Origin of the sequence: Rhizobium sp. B21/90, assembly GCF_019355815.1 — a bacterium.
Lineage (GTDB): Bacteria > Pseudomonadota > Alphaproteobacteria > Rhizobiales > Rhizobiaceae > Rhizobium > Rhizobium rhododendri.
Genome location: NZ_CP072162.1, coordinates 2105782 through 2123300 on the forward strand (window position 1 = coordinate 2105782; position 17519 = coordinate 2123300).

A 17519-nucleotide genomic window follows, 5' to 3' on the forward strand; every position below is an offset into this window, starting at 1 on the left:
CCGCCCTGTCGTCAGGCGCGCCAGCGTGCGCTTTGCAAATCCCTTGTGGGTTTCCTAAACGCGGCGGCGAACGCCCGGGAATTCTCTGATAGACGGAGGCGCGCCGTTGCTGAACAATGGCAGCTTCACATTTCCTGAGTCTAGACTGAACGAGGTAGTGCATTGCAGGTCGGCATCGACATGGGGACGGCGTCCGGCGGGACCAGCGCCCAGCTCGATATCGAGGAGCTGCTGGCGACGCGCCTGCTGGTGCAAGGCAACTCCGGCTCCGGCAAATCCCATCTTCTCCGGCGCCTGCTGGAGCAATCGGCGCAGTGGGTGCAGCAATGCATCATCGATCCCGAGGGTGATTTCGTTACGCTGGCCGACAAGTTCGGCCATGTGATCGTCGATGGCGAGCGCAGCGAGGCGGAATTGACGGGCATTGCGACGCGCATCCGGCAGCACCGGGTCTCCTGCGTCCTGACGCTCGAGGGGCTCGATGTCGAGCAGCAGATGCGCGCCGCCGCCGCCTTTTTGAACGGCATGTTCGATGCCGACCGCGAATACTGGTATCCGGTGCTGGTGGTCGTCGACGAGGCGCAGATGTTCGCGCCCGCCGTTGCCGGCGAAGTCTCGGATGATGCGCGCAAGATGTCGCTCGGCGCGATGACCAACCTGATGTGCCGCGGCCGCAAGCGCGGCCTTGCCGGCGTCATTGCCACGCAGCGGCTGGCAAAGCTTGCCAAGAACGTGGCGGCCGAAGCCTCGAACTTCCTGATGGGCCGCACCTTCCTCGATATCGACATGGCGCGTGCTGCCGACCTGCTCGGAATGGACCGGCGCCAGGCAGAGATGTTCCGCGATCTGCAGCGCGGGCATTTCGTAGCACTTGGTCCGGCCCTGTCGCGCCGGCCGCTGCCGATCACCATCGGTGCTGTGGAAACCTCGGCGCGCTCGTCGAGCCCGAAGCTGATGCCGCTGCCGGATGCGCCGATGGATGTCGAAGAGCTGATCTTCACGCCCGATCCGCAGGAATTCCAGCGCGCTGCCGTGCGCCGCACACCGACGCCCAGGCCGACGACGGATATCCTGGCCGAGCTTTCGCGGTTTGTGCCGCCGGCAATGGCGCCGATCGAGGATGCGAGGCCAAAGCAGGCAGATGTGACCCCCGAGGAGCGGCAGGAACGGCTGGCCGCCGTGCTGGCTGAAATCCTCGACGATCCGGCCTCCGGCTTCCGGACCGATTCCGTCCTCTACCAGGAGTTCCTGGTGCGGGTGCGCATGCGGCGCATTCCAGGGCCGCCCCTGTCGATGCCGGATTTCCGTCACCGGGTTGCGATTTCGCGCTCCGGCGTGGATCCGGTGACTGCCGAGACCGAAAACTGGGCAACGGCGATGACGTTGTCGAAGGGCGTCACCGACGATCTTCAGGGCGTGTTCCTGATGCTCGCCAAGGCTGCCATCTGCGGCGAGCCGTGCCCGTCGGATGCGCGTATCGCCCGCGCCTATGGCACGCACTCCGCCCGACGCGCCAGACGCCTGCTCAGCTATTTCGAGGAACAGGGCAGCGTCGTCGTGCACACCGATTTTTCCGGCAGGCGAGTCGTGGCTTTTCCCGATATCGATTGCCAGACTGCGCCGGGCGATGCCAATGCCGTCGACGATGTCGCCGTGACACAGACGGCTGCCGAGTGAATTCCAGCGGACATCTGTGATCGAACGGCAGGCCTCTGCCGGTTTTGCCGGTACAGGCGTTTCGCAGCGTCATCCGTTGTTGACAATTCCATGACTTCTGCCTAAACAGCGCCCAACGCCGGGCAGAAATGTCCGGTGTTTCATTTGACATGTCCCGTGGCTCCTCCGTTCGCGAATGTGAGGAACCTGTCGGAACCCCGAAAACCGGGTTCAGAGGAGGGCGTGTTTCCTTGATCTGGTTTGGCAACAAACCGGTCGAACATCTTGATAGGGAAATACGATGAGCAAGCGCGCATCATCCAAGTACAAAATCGATCGCCGTATGGGCGAGAACATCTGGGGCCGCCCGAAGTCGCCGGTTAACCGTCGCGAATACGGTCCTGGCCAGCACGGTCAGCGCCGCAAGGGCAAGCTTTCGGATTTCGGCGTTCAGCTGCGCGCCAAGCAGAAGCTCAAGGGCTACTACGGCGACCTGCGCGAAAAGCAGTTCCGCGCCATCTTCGCCGAAGCCGACCGCCGCAAGGGCGATACGTCTGAAAACCTGATCGGCCTCCTGGAATCGCGTCTGGATGCGATCGTCTATCGCGCCAAGTTCGTTCCGACGGTCTTTGCTGCCCGTCAGTTCGTCAACCACGGCCACGTCACGGTCAACGGCGTCCGCGTCAACATCGGTTCCTACCGTTGCAAGGCCGGCGATGTTATCGAAGTGCGTCAGAAGTCGAAGCAGCTGGTCATCGTTCTCGAAGCCGTTGGCCTCGCTGAGCGCGATGTTCCTGACTACATCGAAGTCGACCACAACAAGATGGTTGCGACTTTCGTCCGCGTGCCGACCTTGACCGACGTTCCTTACGCCGTCGTCATGGAACCGCAGCTGGTCGTCGAATTCTACTCGCGTTAATCGACGCGATTATCATACTATTGGAAAGCCGCTCCTCGGGGCGGCTTTTTTCTATTCGGAGGCGACGATGACCGACGTGCAGGCGATCCTCGACAGCATTCATGCCGACCTGTTGCCGCGGCTCGGCGAGGGCAAGGTTGCCGATTATATCCCCGAGCTTGCCAAGGTCGACGTCCGCCAGTTCGGCATGGCGATCACCACCGTCGATGGCCGCGTCTATCGCGTCGGCGATGCCGAGATGTCGTTCTCGATCCAGAGTATCTCGAAAGTCTTCATGCTGACGCTGGCGCTCGGCAAGATCGGTGAGCAGCTGTGGAAGCGAGTGGGTCGCGAGCCATCGGGTTCGGCCTTCAATTCCATCGTCCAGCTCGAGCAGGAAGCCGGCATTCCGCGCAACCCCTTCATCAATGCCGGCGCCATAGCCGTCACCGATGTCGTTCTGTCCGGCCATGCGCCAAAGGAAGTGATCGGCGAGTTCCTGCGGTTCATGCGGTATCTGGCCGATGACGAATCGATTCTCATCGACGACCGCGTCGCCCGCTCCGAGGCGCAGACCGGTTTTCGCAATTTCGCGCTGACCAATTTCATGCGGGCCTACCACAACATCGAAAATCCGGTCGAGCATGTGCTGGGCGTCTATTTTCACCAGTGCGCACTGGCCATGAGTTGCAGCCAGCTGTCGAAGGCGGGGCTCTATCTCGCCGCGCGCGGCAGCAACCCGGTCACCGGCCATTCCGTCGTGTCGCCGAAGCGGGCGCGGCGCATCAATGCGCTGATGCTGATGTGCGGCCATTACGATGGATCCGGTGACTTTGCCTATCACGTCGGCCTGCCCGGCAAGAGCGGCGTCGGCGGCGGTATCCTGGCAATCGCGCCCGGGGTCGCCTCCATCGCCGTCTGGTCGCCGGGGCTGAACAAGGTCGGCAACTCGCAGTTGGGCGCAGTGGCGCTCGAAATGCTGGCGGCGCGTACCGGCTGGTCGGTATTTGGCGATTGAGAGGCGTGTCTTCGGTGGGCCGTTCTGCTATGGCCTGAGGCAAGGGCAGCCGACCCTGGATGGAATGGTGATATGAACATAGCGATGCCCGTGGTCGACGAAATCCAAGCCGACATCGAGGATGCCGCCGGCGCGCACCCGCTTTTCGCCGATGCGCCGCGCTCCGTGTCCTTCAACAAGCTGCGCAAGCGCCTGTTGCGCCAAGTGCGCCAGGCATTCGACGATTTCGACATGCTGAAGGGTCAGAAGCGCTGGCTGGTTGGTGTCTCCGGTGGCAAGGATTCCTATGGCCTGCTGTCGCTGCTGCTCGACCTGAAATGGCGCGGGCTGCTGCCGGTCGACCTCATCGCCTGCAATCTCGACCAGGGCCAGCCGAATTTTCCCAAGCACGTGCTGCCGGAGTACCTGACGAAGGTCGGCGTGCCGCACCGGATCGAGTATCGCGACACCTATTCGATCGTAAAGGAAAAAGTGCCGGCCGGCGGCACATACTGTTCGCTCTGCTCACGGCTGCGTCGCGGCAATCTCTATCGCATCGCTCGCGAGGAGGGTTGCGAGGCGCTGGTGCTCGGGCATCACCGGGAAGACATCCTCGAGACCTTCTTCATGAACTTCTTTCATGGCGGTCGTCTGGCATCGATGCCGGCAAAGCTGCTCAATGACGAGGGCGACCTGATGGTGCTCCGTCCGCTTGCCTATGCCGCCGAGGACGACCTTGCGAAGTTCGCAGCCGCCATGCAGTTCCCAATCATTCCCTGCGATCTCTGCGGCTCGCAGGATGGCCTGCAGCGCAACGCCATGAAGGACATGCTCGCCGATATCGAACGCCGCATGCCCGGCCGCAAGGACACGATGCTACGCGCCCTGGCGCATGTGAACCCATCGCATCTGCTCGATCCCGCCCTGTTCGATTTTTCCGGTCTTGCTGTCACAAAACCGTCGTGACATAGCGGTTATGCCGCAGCGCAGCATATTGTGAGGGATCGGGTTTTTATGGCTATTAACGAAAATGACATCGCTTTCCTCGTCGAACAGGTCCGGCAGGCTGGCGAAGCGGAAATCATGCCGCGTTTCCGCAATCTCCAGACCGGCGACATTGCCGAGAAGACATCTTCCATCGACCTCGTGACGCAGGCCGATCTGCTGTCCGAGGAACGTATAACGAAAGCTCTGCGCCAGCGTTTCCCGCAAGCGCTCATCGTCGGTGAGGAGGCTTACGATACCGATCGCTCGGTGGTGCCGGCGCTTAACCGCGCGGAACTTGCCTTCGTCATCGATCCTGTCGACGGCACTTTCAATTTTGCTGCCGGCCTGCCGATGTTCGGCACCATCCTTGCTGTCGTCGCCAACGGCGAGACGGTGGCGGGCATCATCCATGATCCCGTTCTCGGCGACACCATCACTGCGGTTGCCGGCGGAGGCGCGCACCTGACGCGGCGCAACGGCAGTTCCCAGCGCCTGCAGGTCGCTGCGCCGAAACCCGTTTCTTCCATGACCGGTATCGTCGCCTGGGCGCATATGGGCGAGCCGGAACGTTCGCGGATTGCCGGCAACATGGCCAAGATCCGGATGAGCTTCTATTACAATTGTTCGGCTCATGAGTACTGGATGCTGGCATCTGGCAAGATCGACTTCGTGGCCCACGAGAAACTCAATCCCTGGGATCATCTGGCCGGGCTGCTGATCCACCGCGAGGCCGGCGGCTACAGCGCCCGCTTTGACGGCTCGGCCCATCCGCCGGGTGAGATGACCGGCGGTATCATTGCCGCTGCCGACCGGGAGACATGGGAAGCCGTTCGCCGGGAGATCATCGGTCTCTGATATCAATCGAGGAGCACTGCCATGACCGCGACCGTCGACATTACCGTTCTGGCCAACCTGCTGCGGGACGCGGCGCAGGCTGAAATCCTGCCGCGCTTCCGTCGTCTCGGTGCCGGCGATATCCGCATCAAGTCGGAAGCGACCGATCTGGTCACCGAAGCCGACGAGCAGGCCGAGCGGATGATCAAGGCCGAGGTTGAAAAGCTCTGGCCGGAGGCGGTGTTCATCGGCGAGGAATCGGTCGCGGCCGATCCGGACCTCCTCGCCAAGCTCGAGGGCGCGGATCTCGCCATCATCGTCGATCCGGTCGACGGGACATTTAACTTTGCCGCAGGCGTGCCTGCCTTCGGCGTCATGGCGTCGGTGGTCGTTCGAGGTGAAACCATCGCCGGGATCATATTCGATCCGATGGGCGACGACTGGGTGATGGCGGAAAAAGGTAGCGGCGCCTGGCTCCGCAGGCCAGGCGGCGAGGGGGAGCGCCTGTCCGTGGTAGCGCCGGTGCCGCTGGAGCAGATGACCGGCTTTGCCTCGACGGGCTTCATCGACAAGAGCAAGCGCGCCGAGGTCATGGGTAATCTCGCCAAGGTGCGCTTCGCGTCCAACTACCGTTGCGCGGCCCACGAGTACCGCACCTTTGCCGGCGCCCACGTACATTACCTGATGTACAACAAGATCCTGCCCTGGGACCATCTGGCCGGCGTGCTGATAAGCGAGGAGGCGGGTGCCTATGCGGCGCGCTTCGATAGATCGAGCTACCTGCCGCACCACCTCGACGGCGGGCTGCTGATCACGCCGGACAAGGCATCCTGGGAAACGCTGCGCCGCGAGGTCTTCACGCTCTGAGACTGGCGTTTCAGCCGTGCATGGCACCGGGGTCGAGGACGGGATCGTCGCCGGGGTGGGAAAACAGCTTGCCATTTTCAGCCCATAGGACGGCCGCGATCGTCAGCGCGCCGAAGATTGCAAATCCTGCAAACAGCGGCCGCGTCGTGCCGTCGAACATCTGGCCGACCGCGCCGCCAACCAGAGCGCCGCCAGTCGTCGAGACGAATCCTGTGATCGAAGTGGCCGTACCCGCGAGGTGGCCCATGGGCTCCAGGCAGATGGCGGTGAAATTGGTGGCGATAACGGCGAACATCACCAGCAGAGACGAAATCAGCAGATAGGTGACGATGAAGCTCGGTGGCATCGCCAGTGCGAATACAAAGCCGCAGACGGCGATGATCGTGAACAGGATCATCGCTGCGTGGGAAATGCGCCGCATCCCGAAACGGCGGACGAAGAAGCCATTGGCGAAATTGGCGATGGCAATGCCGCCGGCGCTTGCGGCAAAGGCCAAAGGCAACCAGTCGCCGAGCCCGAATACCTCGCCGAACACCTGCTGCACCGACATCACATAGGCGCAGATGACACCAGTAAACAGCGTCATGCCGAGCATGTAGCCGCAGGTGATGCGGTTGGTGAGCACGGTGCGGAAGCCTGACAGCACGGAGCGCGTCGACAGCGGCAGCCGCTCTGTGAGGGGCAGGGATTCGTTCATCCGGAAAAACGCCCAGACCAGCAACACCGCGCCGGCGCTGCCGAGCAAAATGAAGATCCACGGCCAGGTCGCAAAGGTGATGATCAGCTGGCCGAGGGCCGGGGCGACGATCGGGACGATCATGAAGACGATCATCACGAAGGACATCACCCGCGCCATCTCGCGTCCGCCGAAACAATCGCGGACCATGGCCATCGTGGTGATGCGAACGGCGGCGGCACCCACGCCTTGCGCGAAACGTAGCGCGAGAAGGACCGGGAAGCTGTCTGTCCAGGCTGCGGCGAACATCGTGATGACGTAGAAGACAAGGCCGCCAAGGAGGATGTTGCGGCGCCCATAGGTGTCTGACAGGCTGCCAAAGACGAGCTGCGCCAGGCCGAAGCCGAAGAAGAACACGCCGATCACCAGCTGGGTGTCGTTGGCGGTGGGCACCCCGAGCGCTGCGCCGATCTTGGGTAACGCCGGCAGCATGCTGTCGATCGCCAGAGACACGCTGGCGGTCATCAGGGCGATGGTGACGATGAACTCCACCAGCCCCAGACCGATGCGCTCCGATCCTCCCGGCGCCACGTCGTTCGATGTTATAGGCTGGGTCATGTGAGGCCTGTCAGTGGGCGAGGGAGGGATCGTTGACGACGGGTGCGTTGTGCGGCCGGAAAAGCTTGCCGCGCTCGGCATATAGGACGAAACCGAGAGCGATCAGCGACACCGTGAAGTAGCCCACCACCATCGGCGTCGCCGTTCCGTCGAAGGACTGGCCGATGGCCGCGCCGATCAGGGCGCCACCGACGGTGCTCATGAAACCGAGCACGGACGAGGCTGTGCCGGCGACGTGGCCGAGCGGCTCCATGGCCAGCGCGTTGAAGTTTGAGCCGATCAGGCCGAACTGGAACATCACCAGCGCGAAGAAGACGATGAACAAGGGAAACGGCATCGGCGACGCGAAGGACAGCTGTACGATCAGCCAAACGAAGGTAATGACGCTAAAGCCGATCAGCGAGGCGTGCGACAGGCGGCGCATGCCGAAGCGCCCGACCAGTTGCGAGTTGGCAAAGGATGCAGACGCCATGAAAAGAGCGACACCCCCAAAGGCCAGTGGTGCGTAGACACCGAGCTTGTAGATGCCGACATAGATCTGCTGGGCGGAGTTGATAAAGCCGAAAAGCGCCCCGAATATGAAGGTGCTGGCGAGCGTATAGCAGAGCGCGGTGCGGTTCGAGAGAACGATCGCAAAGCCGGCCAGGATCGATTTTACCGTGAAGGGGCGCACGTCCTCGGCATGCAGCGTGTCCGGCATGCGGAAGTAGACCCAGACAAGCACGCAGGACGCGATGGCGGCGATAAATACGAAGATCATGTGCCAGCTGGCAAAAAGCATAATGATCTGGCCAGATCCCGGCGCAATTACCGGCACGATCATGAATACCATCATGATCAGCGACATGACCTCGGCCATCTGCCGGCCGCCATAGATGTCGCGGACGATGGAAATGGTGATGACGCGCGTGGCGGCAGCCCCTAGCCCCTGCACGAAGCGCAATGCCAGCAGGCCGAAAAACGAGGGAATGAAGGCAATGCCGAGCGACGACAGGATGTAGATGACCACGCCGGCAATCAACGGCACGCGCCGTCCGAAACGATCCGAAAGCGGACCGTATACAAGCTGTGCGCCGCCAAAGCCCATGAGATAGGCCGAGACGATGTATTGCCGATGATTTTCATTTTCGACGCCGAGGCTGGCGCCGATCTGCTGCAGCGCTGGCAGCATGATGTCGATCGCAAGCGCGTTCAGAGCCATTAGCAGTGCAGCCAGCGCGATGAATTCGCGTTTGCCCATCGGCACGCGGCCAGCGGACATGGCGTCGGAGGAGTTTGCCACGGATTTCATTCCCATAGACGTGCTGAGGCGCTGCCTATGAGGCAGCGCCTAGCAAATGGACTGGATAATGGAAACCGGGCGGGTGCCCGGTGCCCGATCAGGCGACGCGGACGGGGACGCCGTGTTCCTGGAAATGCTGCTGGAGTTCGCCGGCCTGGAACATCTCGGTGATGATGTCGCAGCCGCCGATGAACTCACCCTTGACGTAGAGCTGGGGGATAGTCGGCCAGTTCGAATAGTCCTTGATGCCCTGACGGATTTCAGCGTCGGCAAGGACATTGACGCCCTTGTAGTCGACACCGATGTAATCAAGGATCTGCACGACTTTTCCGGAGAAGCCACACTGCGGAAACTGCGGTGTGCCCTTCATGAACAGAACGACGTCGCTGCTCTTCACTTCATTGTCGATCAATTCGTTGATGCCGCTCATCAGATTATCCTTTCACATGCGGGTTCAAGGCCCGCATCGTCGATTGTTCGTCTTACATAGCATGTGGTCGCTCAAATTCCAGCCGCAATAGTGCGGCATTGCCTTTTTTAGCGGCTGATGGGCGAGGCGGGGTTGGACCAAATGATACCTGCCGACACATCGCGGCTATGAATATCGAGCGACTTCGTCTAGCAAACCACCTTGCCATGCAGTGTGTCTTTCCAGTCCTGCCGGGCCTCCTGATAACTTGTGTTCGTCGCGGCTCTCGCGACATTGATGGACGTCGATGACAAAGGTTCAGAAGCGGGTCGTCCTGCATTTTCCGGGTTTCGAGCCGCTCGACGCTGCGGCCCACAGGGCGCGTTACGCACGTTCGGCAAAGCAGAGCGCCGAGGTCTGGGGCTACGATGCCGCTATCGGCGATTTCAAGCGCACTGGCGCCACCTCGTATTTCGACGTTAGTACCAGTGCCAGTGACTGGCAGACCGAAAGCCGCGTGCACATTTTCGATCACAATGATCTCGTATCGGGTCTCAACAGCCGTAACCTCCTCACCCGCCTCGGCTTCGGGTATCTCGCAGCGGTCCGCGTCGTCGTCGGCGGCGGAATGGGCGGCTACTTCCGCCATGCGTGGCGTTTCGGATTGTTCTTCGTCTTTCCGTTCATGCTGGTGATGGCGGCATCTGCAGTAGGCCTGCTGATAGCGGCGGTGCCCTATTATCTGGGGCTTGGTGCCTGGAGCCTGCTTTGCAGCTTGCCGCTTTCTGCAGTGCTTTTTTGGTATGTGTTTCTACCGCGCAGGGACAGGCTGCATACGTTGCATCTGTTTTCGGACTGGGAGATGGCTGTGGCGATGGCGGGGCTGCGTGGCCTCGATGCGCAAGCCTGGCTGGAGCGCTGCGCCGTTGTGGTTCGCGAGGCACTGCGCGAGCCTGCCGATGAGTATGTGATCTCGTCGCACAGCATGGGCTCGACCGTGGCAGCCCATGTGATCGGCCTTCTGCTCGAGCGGGAGCCGGCGTTATTCGAAGGCAAGCGGGTAGTCTTCCTCACGCTTGGAAGCGCGATCCTGCAATGCGCTTTGTTCCGCTCGGCGAAGGTTCTGCGCGCGCGGGTAGGGCTGATTGCGGATTGTCCGGAGATCTCGTTGATTGAGGTCCATTGCCTGACCGACGCCATCCATTTCTACAAGACAAAGGTCGTGGCGCTTTGCGGCCATCCGGAAAAAAGGCAGGGGGATATTATCTTCGTGCGCTTCAAGACCATGCTGAGCGACGTCCACTACCGTAAGATCAAGCGCGATTTCCTGCGCGTTCACCGGCAATACGTGCTGGGGCCGGATCTGAAGGCGCCCTTCGATTTTACGCTGATGACGGCCGGCCCGCTGCCGGCGTCAGATTTCACGCAGTTCACCCAGAAGAAACTGCCGGTCCTCTAGGAACCGGCAATGTTTGTTACTCAGGTATGGACGTCTGCAGCGCCAAAGCGTGCAGTACTCCGCCCATGTTTCCCTGCAGGGCGTCATAGACCATCTTGTGCTGCTGCACGCGTGTCTTGCCGCGGAATGCCTCGGAGACCACCTCAGCCGCATAGTGATCGCCGTCGCCGGCAAGGTCGCGGATCGTTACTGTTGCGCCGGGAATGCCGGCCTTGATCATGTCTTCGATATCGCCGGGTTTCATGGCCATCGTCGTCTGCTCCCCTTACTCGGCAGCGGCCAAGGCGCTGCCGTCCATGAAGGCAGGAAACCACGATTCATGGGCATGACGCAACCGGTCGACGGGAACTGACAGAAGCGTGTCGATCACCAGCGCGTCGCCACCAACCTTGCCAAGACGCCGGAATGGCACGCCAGCATTTTCGGCATTGATGCAAACGAAGTCGGCGATCTCAGGCTTTACCGCGATGACATAGCGGGCCTGGTCCTCGCCGAATAGCAGCGCATGCGGCTGGCCGCGGCATTCACCGAGCGTGATCTCCATGCCCTTGTCTGAGGCCATGGCCATTTCTGCAAGCGCCAGCACCAGGCCGCCGGAGGAGATGTCGTGGCAGGCGGTGACCTGGTCGTTGCGGATGGCCGAGCGGACGAAATCGCCGTTGCGGCGTTCGGCAAACAGATCGACCTCCGGAGCGGGGCCGCTGGTATCGCCGAGAATGTCGCGCATGTAGATCGTCGAACCGAGATGGCTGCCGTCAACGCCGATCATCAGGATATGGTCGCCGTCCGAAGCGCCGCCGATGCGGGCCATCTTGCTCCAGTCAGGGAGCAGGCCAACGCCGGCGATGGTCGGAGTCGGCAGAATGGCGACGCCATTGGTCTCGTTGTAGAGCGACACGTTGCCGGAGACGATCGGGAAATCGAGGGCGCGGCAGGCTTCGCCGATGCCCCTGATGGCGCCGACCAGTTGGCCCATGATCTCCGGCTTTTCAGGATTGCCGAAATTGAGGTTATCAGTCGAGGCAAGCGGCTCGGCACCGGTGGCCGTGATATTGCGCCAGCATTCGGCAACGGCCTGCTTGCCGCCTTCGAAAGGGTCGGCCTCTACATAGCGCGGCGTCACGTCGGAGGAGAAGGCAAGCGCCTTCGTCGGATGGCCCTCGACACGCACGACGCCGGCGTCGCCACCGGGAAGCTGCAGCGAATTGCCCTGGATCAGCGTATCATACTGCTCGTAGACCCAGCGGCGGCTGGACTGATTGGCGGAGCCTACCAGCGACAGCAGCGCCTGGCCGTAATCCTCAGGGGCTGCGACAAGATTGGCGGGCAGGGGCGCGCGCTTGTCGGATTCGCGCCAGGGGCGATCGTATTCCGGCGCATGGTCGCCGAGATCCTTGATCGGCAGGTTGGCGACTTCCTCGCCCTGATGCAGGACGCGGAAGCGCAGGTCGTCGGTGGTCTTGCCGACAATGGCAAAATCGAGACCCCATTTGACAAAGATCGCCTTGGCTTCGTCTTCCTTTTCCGGCTGTAGCACCATAAGCATGCGCTCCTGGCTTTCCGACAGCATCATCTCATAGGCCGTCATGCGCTCCTCGCGCACCGGGACAAGATCGAGATTGAGCTCGATGCCGAGGTCGCCCTTGGCACCCATCTCGACCGCGGAGCATGTCAGGCCGGCAGCGCCCATGTCCTGGATGGCGATGACCGCGCCGGTCAGCATCAGCTCGAGGCAGGCTTCCAGCAGGCACTTTTCGGTAAAGGGGTCGCCAACCTGCACGGTCGGGCGCTTTTCCTCGATCTGCTCATCGAATTCCGCTGAGGCCATGGTCGCGCCGCCAACGCCGTCGCGGCCGGTCTTGGCACCGAGGTAGACGACGGGCAGGCCGACGCCTTTGGCTTCCGACAGGAATATGGCGTTTGACTTGGCCAGGCCGGCCGCAAAGGCGTTGACCAGGATGTTGCCATTGTAGCGTGCGTCGAATTCGACTTCCCCGCCGACCGTCGGAACACCGAAGGCATTTCCATATCCGCCGACGCCGGCGACGACGCCGGAGACGAGATGGCGTGTCTTGGCGTGATCGGGGGAGCCGAAGCGCAGGGCATTCATCGCCGCTATCGGGCGAGCACCCATGGTGAAGACGTCGCGCAGGATGCCGCCGACGCCTGTCGCCGCGCCCTGGTAGGGCTCGATATAGGAGGGATGGTTGTGGCTCTCCATCTTGAAGACGACGCAGTCGCCGTCATCGATATCGACAACACCGGCATTTTCACCGGGGCCCTGAATGACGCGGGCGCCTGTCGTCGGCAGCGTACGCAGCCATTTCTTCGAGGATTTGTAGGAGCAGTGCTCGTTCCACATCGCCGAAAAGATCCCGAGCTCGGTGTAGCTGGGTTCCCGACCGATCAGATCCAGAATGCGCTGATATTCATCCGGCTTTAGGCCGTGGGCGGCGATGAGTTCTGGGGTAATCTGAATGGTATTGGAAAGAGTCATGAGCGCTGGAGAGTCCTGACCTGAAGGGGATTTAAGGGTCTCTTTAGCGCATGTGGTCTGATCGTGCGACAGGAAAATGGCCGCTCAACGCGGCCATCACACAGGAAAGCACAAGGTCGCTATCAGAACTTGTAGCCGACCAGCAGCCCGGCGCGGGTCATGCCGGCATTGGGACCATTGCAGAGATCGGCGTGCGAGGAGTGTGCAACCTGCGCCATCAGGCTCCAGTGGCTGTCGAAATTATAGCCTGCGCCGAGATATTCATGAAACAGCAGATGACAGCCGAGCTTGGGGCCATCATTCTCCGCCGTCAGATTGCCGTTGTGAACGACACCACCGAAGCCGGCTTCCGTGAAAATGCCGCTCGAATAGGTCATGGTCCAGGTCAGGCCGCTGTAGAGCTGGTCAGCCGACCCGCCGGTGCCGATGGATGTACCGATATGGATACGGGGGTGGGTGATCTGGTCCTTCCAGTCGCCGGCCGGATTGTACCCGAACGGATTGAAGAGCACCTGGACATCGGGAAAGACGCCGTTTTCGTGATCGTGTCCGGTCTGGATCGAAGCGCTGGCGCCGAAGCGCAGTTCGTCGAAGATCCTGGTAGTATCGGCAGGGGCCTGGCTCATGTCCGCTGCAATGACGGAGGACCCGGAAGCGACAGACGCTAACGCCGCACTGATGAAGGCCAGGCGACGTAAGGTACCATTCAGGCGCATCAGAACCTCCAACAACCACGTGCACGAATCGGTGCAGCAACCAATTCGTAGCACCGGCTCATGTCGCGTAAAGCAGTCGCGGTAGGGCGTTAACGCTTTCCGGGAGGCTGACACCAAAATGCCACAGTTGCTTTAGCTATCGCTATCGTAACCCGCAGAGCCGTTTTCGAGCAGCCGACGCAAGGTCATAAAGGCTGCCTGCACGACGCTGCGGTCCTGGGGAGAGGAAAAGGCAATGCGAACCCGGTGATAGACCTTCTCCGTCCGAGCTGCCTTGAACTCGTCCTCATCGTCGATCAGCACGCCTTCCGCCAGCGCCGCATTCTTGAAAGTCCCCGACAGCCATGGCTCGGGCAGTTTCAACCAAAGGAATGGAATATGCGGCTCGGATGAGAATTCAAAGCCGGCAAAAGCTTCGCGCGCCATCGCCTCGCGCGTCGCTATCTCTGCCACCGTGCGGGTTCGAAGCGACAAAGCGTGACCGCTGTGGACGAGGCGCGCTCCCGTCTCTGCAAGGATGAACGGCAGTCCTCCGGTCGACATCTTGTGCGTCACCTTCACGCGCTGGGCAAAGTGTGGCGGGCAGGCGACCCAGCCGCCGCGCACGCCCGCCGTCACGGATTTCGACAGTCCGCTGACCAGGAATGTGCGTTCCGGTGCAATGCTTGCCATCAGCGGCGTCTGGTCTCCGGTCATCCCGCCATAGATGTCGTCCTCGATCAGCCAGACGCTGTGCCGTCGGGCAATCGCGGCAATGGCACGGCGACGTGCTTCCGGCATCGTCGTCAGCGTCGGGTTATGGGCGGTTGGCATCAGGAAGGCGAGGCGCGGATGCTGTTGCTGGCAGAGGCGCTCGAAATCATCAGGAATGATGCCCTGCTCATCGGATTCTACGAGGATCGCGCGGCGCCCGAGCAGCCGGGTGGCGCGGCTGACCTGGGTATAGGTGAGGTTCTCGAAGACGATCTTGTCGCCCGGCGAAGTGACTGCCGCAATGACCGCGATGGCTGCGGCATGGGCGCCAAGCGTCGGAACGACATTTTCGACCGCCGGCCGCCAATCGTTTCGAGACAGCCAGGCTTGGCCGGCCAGCGACCAGCTGGCGGGGAACGTGCGGGAGTATGACGAGATCTCCATGCTCTTTTCGCGGCTGATATCGGCAAACAGGCGGCCGATGATCTCGCCCTGTCCGATATCGGGAGCTGCCGTCGTATCCAAGCGAACCGTGGCCAATGGTGCCTCCATGCCGCGCGTGCCGGACAGGGCCTGCGTGATGGGATCCATCTGGGTGATCGGCTTGCTGTGCTCGCGGTCAAGCACGTATGTGCCGCGCCCGACCTCGCCGGCAACCAATCCTCGTTCGTGCACGAGGGCGTAGGCGCGACTGATGGTGCCGATGGTCACGCCGATGTCGAAGGCCAGATTGCGTTGCGGCGGCAGCTTTGCGCCCGGCGGCAATATGCCGTGGCTGATCGCGGTTTCAATGCTGTCGGCGACCCGCACGTAAACCGGACCCGTACCGCTGGAAATGTCTGGAAGCCAATTTGTCATGGTGACAATCGTGCCATTGTACCCGTCAAAAGTCAAGATTACGACCGGTATTCGATCGGTAATTTGACTGGCAGACTTCTCGAGGAAACGAGGTAGAGGTGATGGGTACAATCGATACAATTAGGGGGCGGCGGGGTGCAATCTATAGCGACGCACCGCAGCGGCGTCTTCGTCCCACGGCTTTCGCTGCCGGCATCATAGAGCGGATGGCGGTGTGGTCGGAAAAAAGGAGCAGCCGCCGGGCGCTGCGTGCGCTTTCCATGGATCAGTTGCGCGACATAGGCCTCACTCCCGCAGAGGTCCGGCGGGAGGTCGCAAAGTCATTTTTCTGGGAGTAACCGGCCTATGATTTCTCAGCAGCCCTTGGTGCCGCCGGCCCAGCGGTTGATGTCTGAGGTGATGCGAGCCGAGTTTGGACCGTTCATCAGGGGTCCGAAGGCAGCAAGCTTCGCCGGGTTGCCTTCGGCCTGGACGACGAGCAAGGGGCGGCCGGTCGGCTGGCTGCGCTCAACAACGAGGAAACGCGGCCGGCCGGTGAAGGAGTTCAGTTCCGGGGCCATCGTATAGCGCGCGAAGGCGGGGTCGGATGACTTGAACCAGCAGCCATGGGCGGCAACAGCGACGCGCTCCATCGTCGATAGCGCCGTGCGGGGCTGGGTCAGCGTGACCTCAGGTGCGCGCTTGGACTGGCATGAAGCGGCAAAGACTGCCAAGGCGGAGAGGGCGGCGGCTGTCAGAAGTCCGTTGGTAGAAATGCGCATCAATCTGTCTTTCAATCTGTCGGGCCGAACTCGCGTCGCCAATTCACGAGCCAATAAGCTGCCTTTGCGGCGCATTCAGGGAGAACGCGCCGGTCAATGGCATAATGGGAGGAATGTCTCAGGCCGCGACAATGTCGAGTGCGGAGGCGAATAGGCCACGCCCGTCCGAGCCACCATGAGCGGCCTCGATCAGGTTTTCCGGGTGCGGCATCATGCCGAGCACATTGCCCTTGGCGTTGATGATGCCAGCGATATGGTTCATCGAGCCGTTGGGATTGCCGTCTTCGAGATAGCGGAAAACAACCTGGCCGTTGCCCTCGATGGAAGCCAGCGTTTCGGCATCCGCGAAGTAATTGCCGTCATGATGGGCGATCGGGCAACGGATCACCTGGCCCTTTTCATAGGCGCGCGTGAAGTCTGTGTCCGCATTGACGACTTCGAGCTTGATTTCCTTGCAGACGAACTTCAGCGAGGCGTTGCGCATCAGCGCACCGGGTAGCATGCCGGCCTCGACGAGGATCTGGAAACCGTTGCAGACGCCGAGAACCTTGACGCCCTGTTCGGCCTTTTCCTTGATTGCCCGCATGACTGGCATGCGCGCTGCAATGGCGCCGCAGCGAAGGTAGTCGCCGTAGGAAAAGCCACCGGGAATGACGATAAGGTCGACATCCGGGATTTCCGTCTCCGTCTGCCAGACGGTGATTGGCGCAACGCCGGAGATTTTCGTCAAGGCAGCGATCATATCACGATCGCGGTTTAGGCCTGGAAGCTGAACGACTGCTGATTTCATGGGTGCGGTTCAAACCTAGCTTGTGCTTCTGCAAGTTCACGAAGTTCGAGGCGATTTTCGATGCGCTCGAGACGAATGTCTATGTGACCAACGGTATTACGCAGATTATTGAAGTCGCCCTGCAACAAATGGCACTGTCCGCGCAAGCTGGACATCTCCTGTAGCAGGTCACGCTGGCCCTCCTTCAGGCCTGCAACGTCCCCCTGGATTCGCTTCATCAGCTCGTACATCAGTTCCTGCGTTGCTTCAGTCATTGGACCTTGTCCACAACCCTCAGTCGAGAGCTATAGTATAGTTCTCGATGACCGTGTTTGCGAGGAGTTTTTCACACATGGACTTGAGGTCAGCCTCGGCGCGGACCTTGTCGGTACCGTCGAGGACGACGTCGAAAACCTTGCCCTGACGGACATGGTCCACGCCTTCGAAACCGAGAGCGCCGAGCGCGCCTTCGATTGCCTTGCCCTGGGGGTCGAGAACGCCGTTCTTCAGCGTGACGGTGACGCGAGCCTTGATCACTGGTG

General features: G+C 61.4%; 19 protein-coding genes. 8 read left to right on the top strand and 11 right to left on the bottom strand.

Annotated features, from left to right (window positions below; all coding sequences use genetic code 11):
• The first annotated feature begins 162 nt into the window (after nt 1–162).
• From J5278_RS09960 to J5278_RS09985, 6 genes are all read left to right on the top strand, one after another.
• Entirely contained in the window at nt 163–1677 is a 1515-nt protein-coding gene (locus J5278_RS09960) for an ATP-binding protein (protein ID WP_209183843.1), read from the top strand.
• A 280-nt stretch (nt 1678–1957) separates the two neighbouring features.
• A complete protein-coding gene (rpsD, locus tag J5278_RS09965; protein WP_111221875.1) occupies nt 1958–2575 on the top strand; it encodes a 30S ribosomal protein S4 in 618 nt (205 codons plus the stop codon).
• Nucleotides 2576–2642: 67 nt separating this feature from the next.
• Nucleotides 2643–3572 (top strand): glutaminase, encoded by a 930-nt coding sequence (locus tag J5278_RS09970; RefSeq protein WP_142822846.1) that lies wholly within the window; start codon nt 2643–2645, stop codon nt 3570–3572.
• Between the two features lie 72 nt (nt 3573–3644).
• Nucleotides 3645–4517, top strand: a complete 873-nt coding sequence (gene ttcA, locus J5278_RS09975) for a tRNA 2-thiocytidine(32) synthetase TtcA (RefSeq protein WP_142822845.1) — start codon at nt 3645–3647, stop codon at nt 4515–4517.
• Between the two features lie 48 nt (nt 4518–4565).
• On the top strand, nt 4566–5393 hold the full coding sequence (locus J5278_RS09980; RefSeq protein ID WP_209183842.1) for an inositol monophosphatase: 828 nt from the start codon (nt 4566–4568) through the stop codon (nt 5391–5393).
• A gap of 21 nt (nt 5394–5414) precedes the next feature.
• Nucleotides 5415–6239, top strand: a complete 825-nt coding sequence (locus tag J5278_RS09985) for an inositol monophosphatase family protein (RefSeq protein WP_209183841.1) — start codon at nt 5415–5417, stop codon at nt 6237–6239.
• Nucleotides 6240–6249: 10 nt separating this feature from the next.
• On the opposite strand, the gene J5278_RS09990 is transcribed toward J5278_RS09985, so the two are convergent.
• From J5278_RS09990 to grxD, 3 genes are all read right to left on the bottom strand, one after another.
• Complete coding sequence (locus J5278_RS09990; protein WP_209183840.1) at nt 6250–7533, bottom strand: multidrug effflux MFS transporter; 1284 nt, start codon at nt 7531–7533, stop codon at nt 6250–6252.
• Nucleotides 7534–7543: 10 nt separating this feature from the next.
• Nucleotides 7544–8773 carry a multidrug effflux MFS transporter gene (locus tag J5278_RS09995; RefSeq protein ID WP_209184117.1) on the bottom strand — a complete coding sequence of 410 codons (1230 nt, stop codon included), beginning with the start codon at nt 8771–8773 and terminating at the stop codon, nt 7544–7546.
• Between the two features lie 139 nt (nt 8774–8912).
• The gene (grxD, locus tag J5278_RS10000; protein WP_142822838.1) at nt 8913–9245 is read right to left on the bottom strand and encodes a Grx4 family monothiol glutaredoxin; all 333 of its coding nucleotides are present in this window, start codon (nt 9243–9245) and stop codon (nt 8913–8915) included.
• Between the two features lie 286 nt (nt 9246–9531).
• Here grxD and J5278_RS10005 point away from each other — a divergent pair, with 286 nt between their 5' ends.
• Nucleotides 9532–10683 (top strand): hypothetical protein, encoded by a 1152-nt coding sequence (locus J5278_RS10005; RefSeq protein WP_209183839.1) that lies wholly within the window; start codon nt 9532–9534, stop codon nt 10681–10683.
• Nucleotides 10684–10699: 16 nt separating this feature from the next.
• Here J5278_RS10005 and J5278_RS10010 read toward each other — a convergent pair whose 3' ends face one another.
• From J5278_RS10010 to J5278_RS10025, 4 genes are all read right to left on the bottom strand, one after another.
• Complete coding sequence (locus J5278_RS10010; RefSeq protein ID WP_142822835.1) at nt 10700–10933, bottom strand: BolA/IbaG family iron-sulfur metabolism protein; 234 nt, start codon at nt 10931–10933, stop codon at nt 10700–10702.
• Between the two features lie 15 nt (nt 10934–10948).
• Nucleotides 10949–13180, bottom strand: a complete 2232-nt coding sequence (gene purL / locus J5278_RS10015) for a phosphoribosylformylglycinamidine synthase subunit PurL (protein ID WP_209183838.1) — start codon at nt 13178–13180, stop codon at nt 10949–10951.
• Nucleotides 13181–13302: 122 nt separating this feature from the next.
• Nucleotides 13303–13896: an acyloxyacyl hydrolase gene (locus J5278_RS10020; protein WP_209183837.1), complete on the bottom strand. Its 594-nt coding sequence runs from the start codon at nt 13894–13896 to the stop codon at nt 13303–13305.
• A 132-nt stretch (nt 13897–14028) separates the two neighbouring features.
• Nucleotides 14029–15447 (bottom strand): PLP-dependent aminotransferase family protein, encoded by a 1419-nt coding sequence (locus J5278_RS10025; RefSeq protein ID WP_209183836.1) that lies wholly within the window; start codon nt 15445–15447, stop codon nt 14029–14031.
• Nucleotides 15448–15653: 206 nt separating this feature from the next.
• Between J5278_RS10025 and J5278_RS30920 the strand changes: the two genes are divergently transcribed.
• Nucleotides 15654–15785: a DUF1127 domain-containing protein gene (locus tag J5278_RS30920; protein WP_247749133.1), complete on the top strand. Its 132-nt coding sequence runs from the start codon at nt 15654–15656 to the stop codon at nt 15783–15785.
• A gap of 15 nt (nt 15786–15800) precedes the next feature.
• Here J5278_RS30920 and J5278_RS10035 read toward each other — a convergent pair whose 3' ends face one another.
• The 4 genes from J5278_RS10035 to purS all read right to left on the bottom strand — a co-directional run bounded on the left by J5278_RS10035 (nt 15801) and on the right by purS (nt 17514).
• A complete protein-coding gene (locus J5278_RS10035) occupies nt 15801–16208 on the bottom strand; it encodes a hypothetical protein (RefSeq protein ID WP_209183834.1) in 408 nt (135 codons plus the stop codon).
• Nucleotides 16209–16326: 118 nt separating this feature from the next.
• A complete protein-coding gene (gene purQ / locus J5278_RS10040) occupies nt 16327–16998 on the bottom strand; it encodes a phosphoribosylformylglycinamidine synthase subunit PurQ (protein ID WP_142822825.1) in 672 nt (223 codons plus the stop codon).
• The gene (locus J5278_RS10045) at nt 16995–17252 is read right to left on the bottom strand and encodes a hypothetical protein (protein WP_209183833.1); all 258 of its coding nucleotides are present in this window, start codon (nt 17250–17252) and stop codon (nt 16995–16997) included. Before J5278_RS10045 ends, purQ begins: the two co-directional genes overlap by 4 nt.
• 19 nt (nt 17253–17271) lie before the next feature.
• A complete protein-coding gene (gene purS / locus J5278_RS10050; RefSeq protein WP_142822821.1) occupies nt 17272–17514 on the bottom strand; it encodes a phosphoribosylformylglycinamidine synthase subunit PurS in 243 nt (80 codons plus the stop codon).
• Between the last annotated feature and the right edge of the window lie 5 nt (nt 17515–17519).

Excerpts from the sequence above, each read along its gene's own strand:
- rpsD (WP_111221875.1), top strand. The coding sequence starts at position 1,958 with ATGAGCAAGCGCGCATCATCCAAGTACAAAATCGATCGCCGTATGGGC.
- J5278_RS09970 (WP_142822846.1), top strand. The coding sequence starts at position 2,643 with ATGACCGACGTGCAGGCGATCCTCGACAGCATTCATGCCGACCTGTTG.
- ttcA (WP_142822845.1), top strand. The coding sequence starts at position 3,645 with ATGAACATAGCGATGCCCGTGGTCGACGAAATCCAAGCCGACATCGAG.
- J5278_RS09980 (WP_209183842.1), top strand. The coding sequence starts at position 4,566 with ATGGCTATTAACGAAAATGACATCGCTTTCCTCGTCGAACAGGTCCGG.
- J5278_RS09985 (WP_209183841.1), top strand. The coding sequence starts at position 5,415 with ATGACCGCGACCGTCGACATTACCGTTCTGGCCAACCTGCTGCGGGAC.
- J5278_RS09990 (WP_209183840.1), bottom strand. The coding sequence starts at position 7,533 with ATGACCCAGCCTATAACATCGAACGACGTGGCGCCGGGAGGATCGGAG.
- J5278_RS09995 (WP_209184117.1), bottom strand. The coding sequence starts at position 8,773 with ATGGGCAAACGCGAATTCATCGCGCTGGCTGCACTGCTAATGGCTCTG.
- grxD (WP_142822838.1), bottom strand. The coding sequence starts at position 9,245 with ATGAGCGGCATCAACGAATTGATCGACAATGAAGTGAAGAGCAGCGAC.
- J5278_RS10005 (WP_209183839.1), top strand. The coding sequence starts at position 9,532 with ATGACAAAGGTTCAGAAGCGGGTCGTCCTGCATTTTCCGGGTTTCGAG.
- J5278_RS10010 (WP_142822835.1), bottom strand. The coding sequence starts at position 10,933 with ATGGCCATGAAACCCGGCGATATCGAAGACATGATCAAGGCCGGCATT.
- purL (WP_209183838.1), bottom strand. The coding sequence starts at position 13,180 with ATGACTCTTTCCAATACCATTCAGATTACCCCAGAACTCATCGCCGCC.
- J5278_RS10020 (WP_209183837.1), bottom strand. The coding sequence starts at position 13,896 with ATGCGCCTGAATGGTACCTTACGTCGCCTGGCCTTCATCAGTGCGGCG.
- J5278_RS10025 (WP_209183836.1), bottom strand. The coding sequence starts at position 15,447 with ATGACAAATTGGCTTCCAGACATTTCCAGCGGTACGGGTCCGGTTTAC.
- J5278_RS30920 (WP_247749133.1), top strand. The coding sequence starts at position 15,654 with ATGGCGGTGTGGTCGGAAAAAAGGAGCAGCCGCCGGGCGCTGCGTGCG.
- J5278_RS10035 (WP_209183834.1), bottom strand. The coding sequence starts at position 16,208 with ATGCGCATTTCTACCAACGGACTTCTGACAGCCGCCGCCCTCTCCGCC.
- purQ (WP_142822825.1), bottom strand. The coding sequence starts at position 16,998 with ATGAAATCAGCAGTCGTTCAGCTTCCAGGCCTAAACCGCGATCGTGAT.
- J5278_RS10045 (WP_209183833.1), bottom strand. The coding sequence starts at position 17,252 with ATGACTGAAGCAACGCAGGAACTGATGTACGAGCTGATGAAGCGAATC.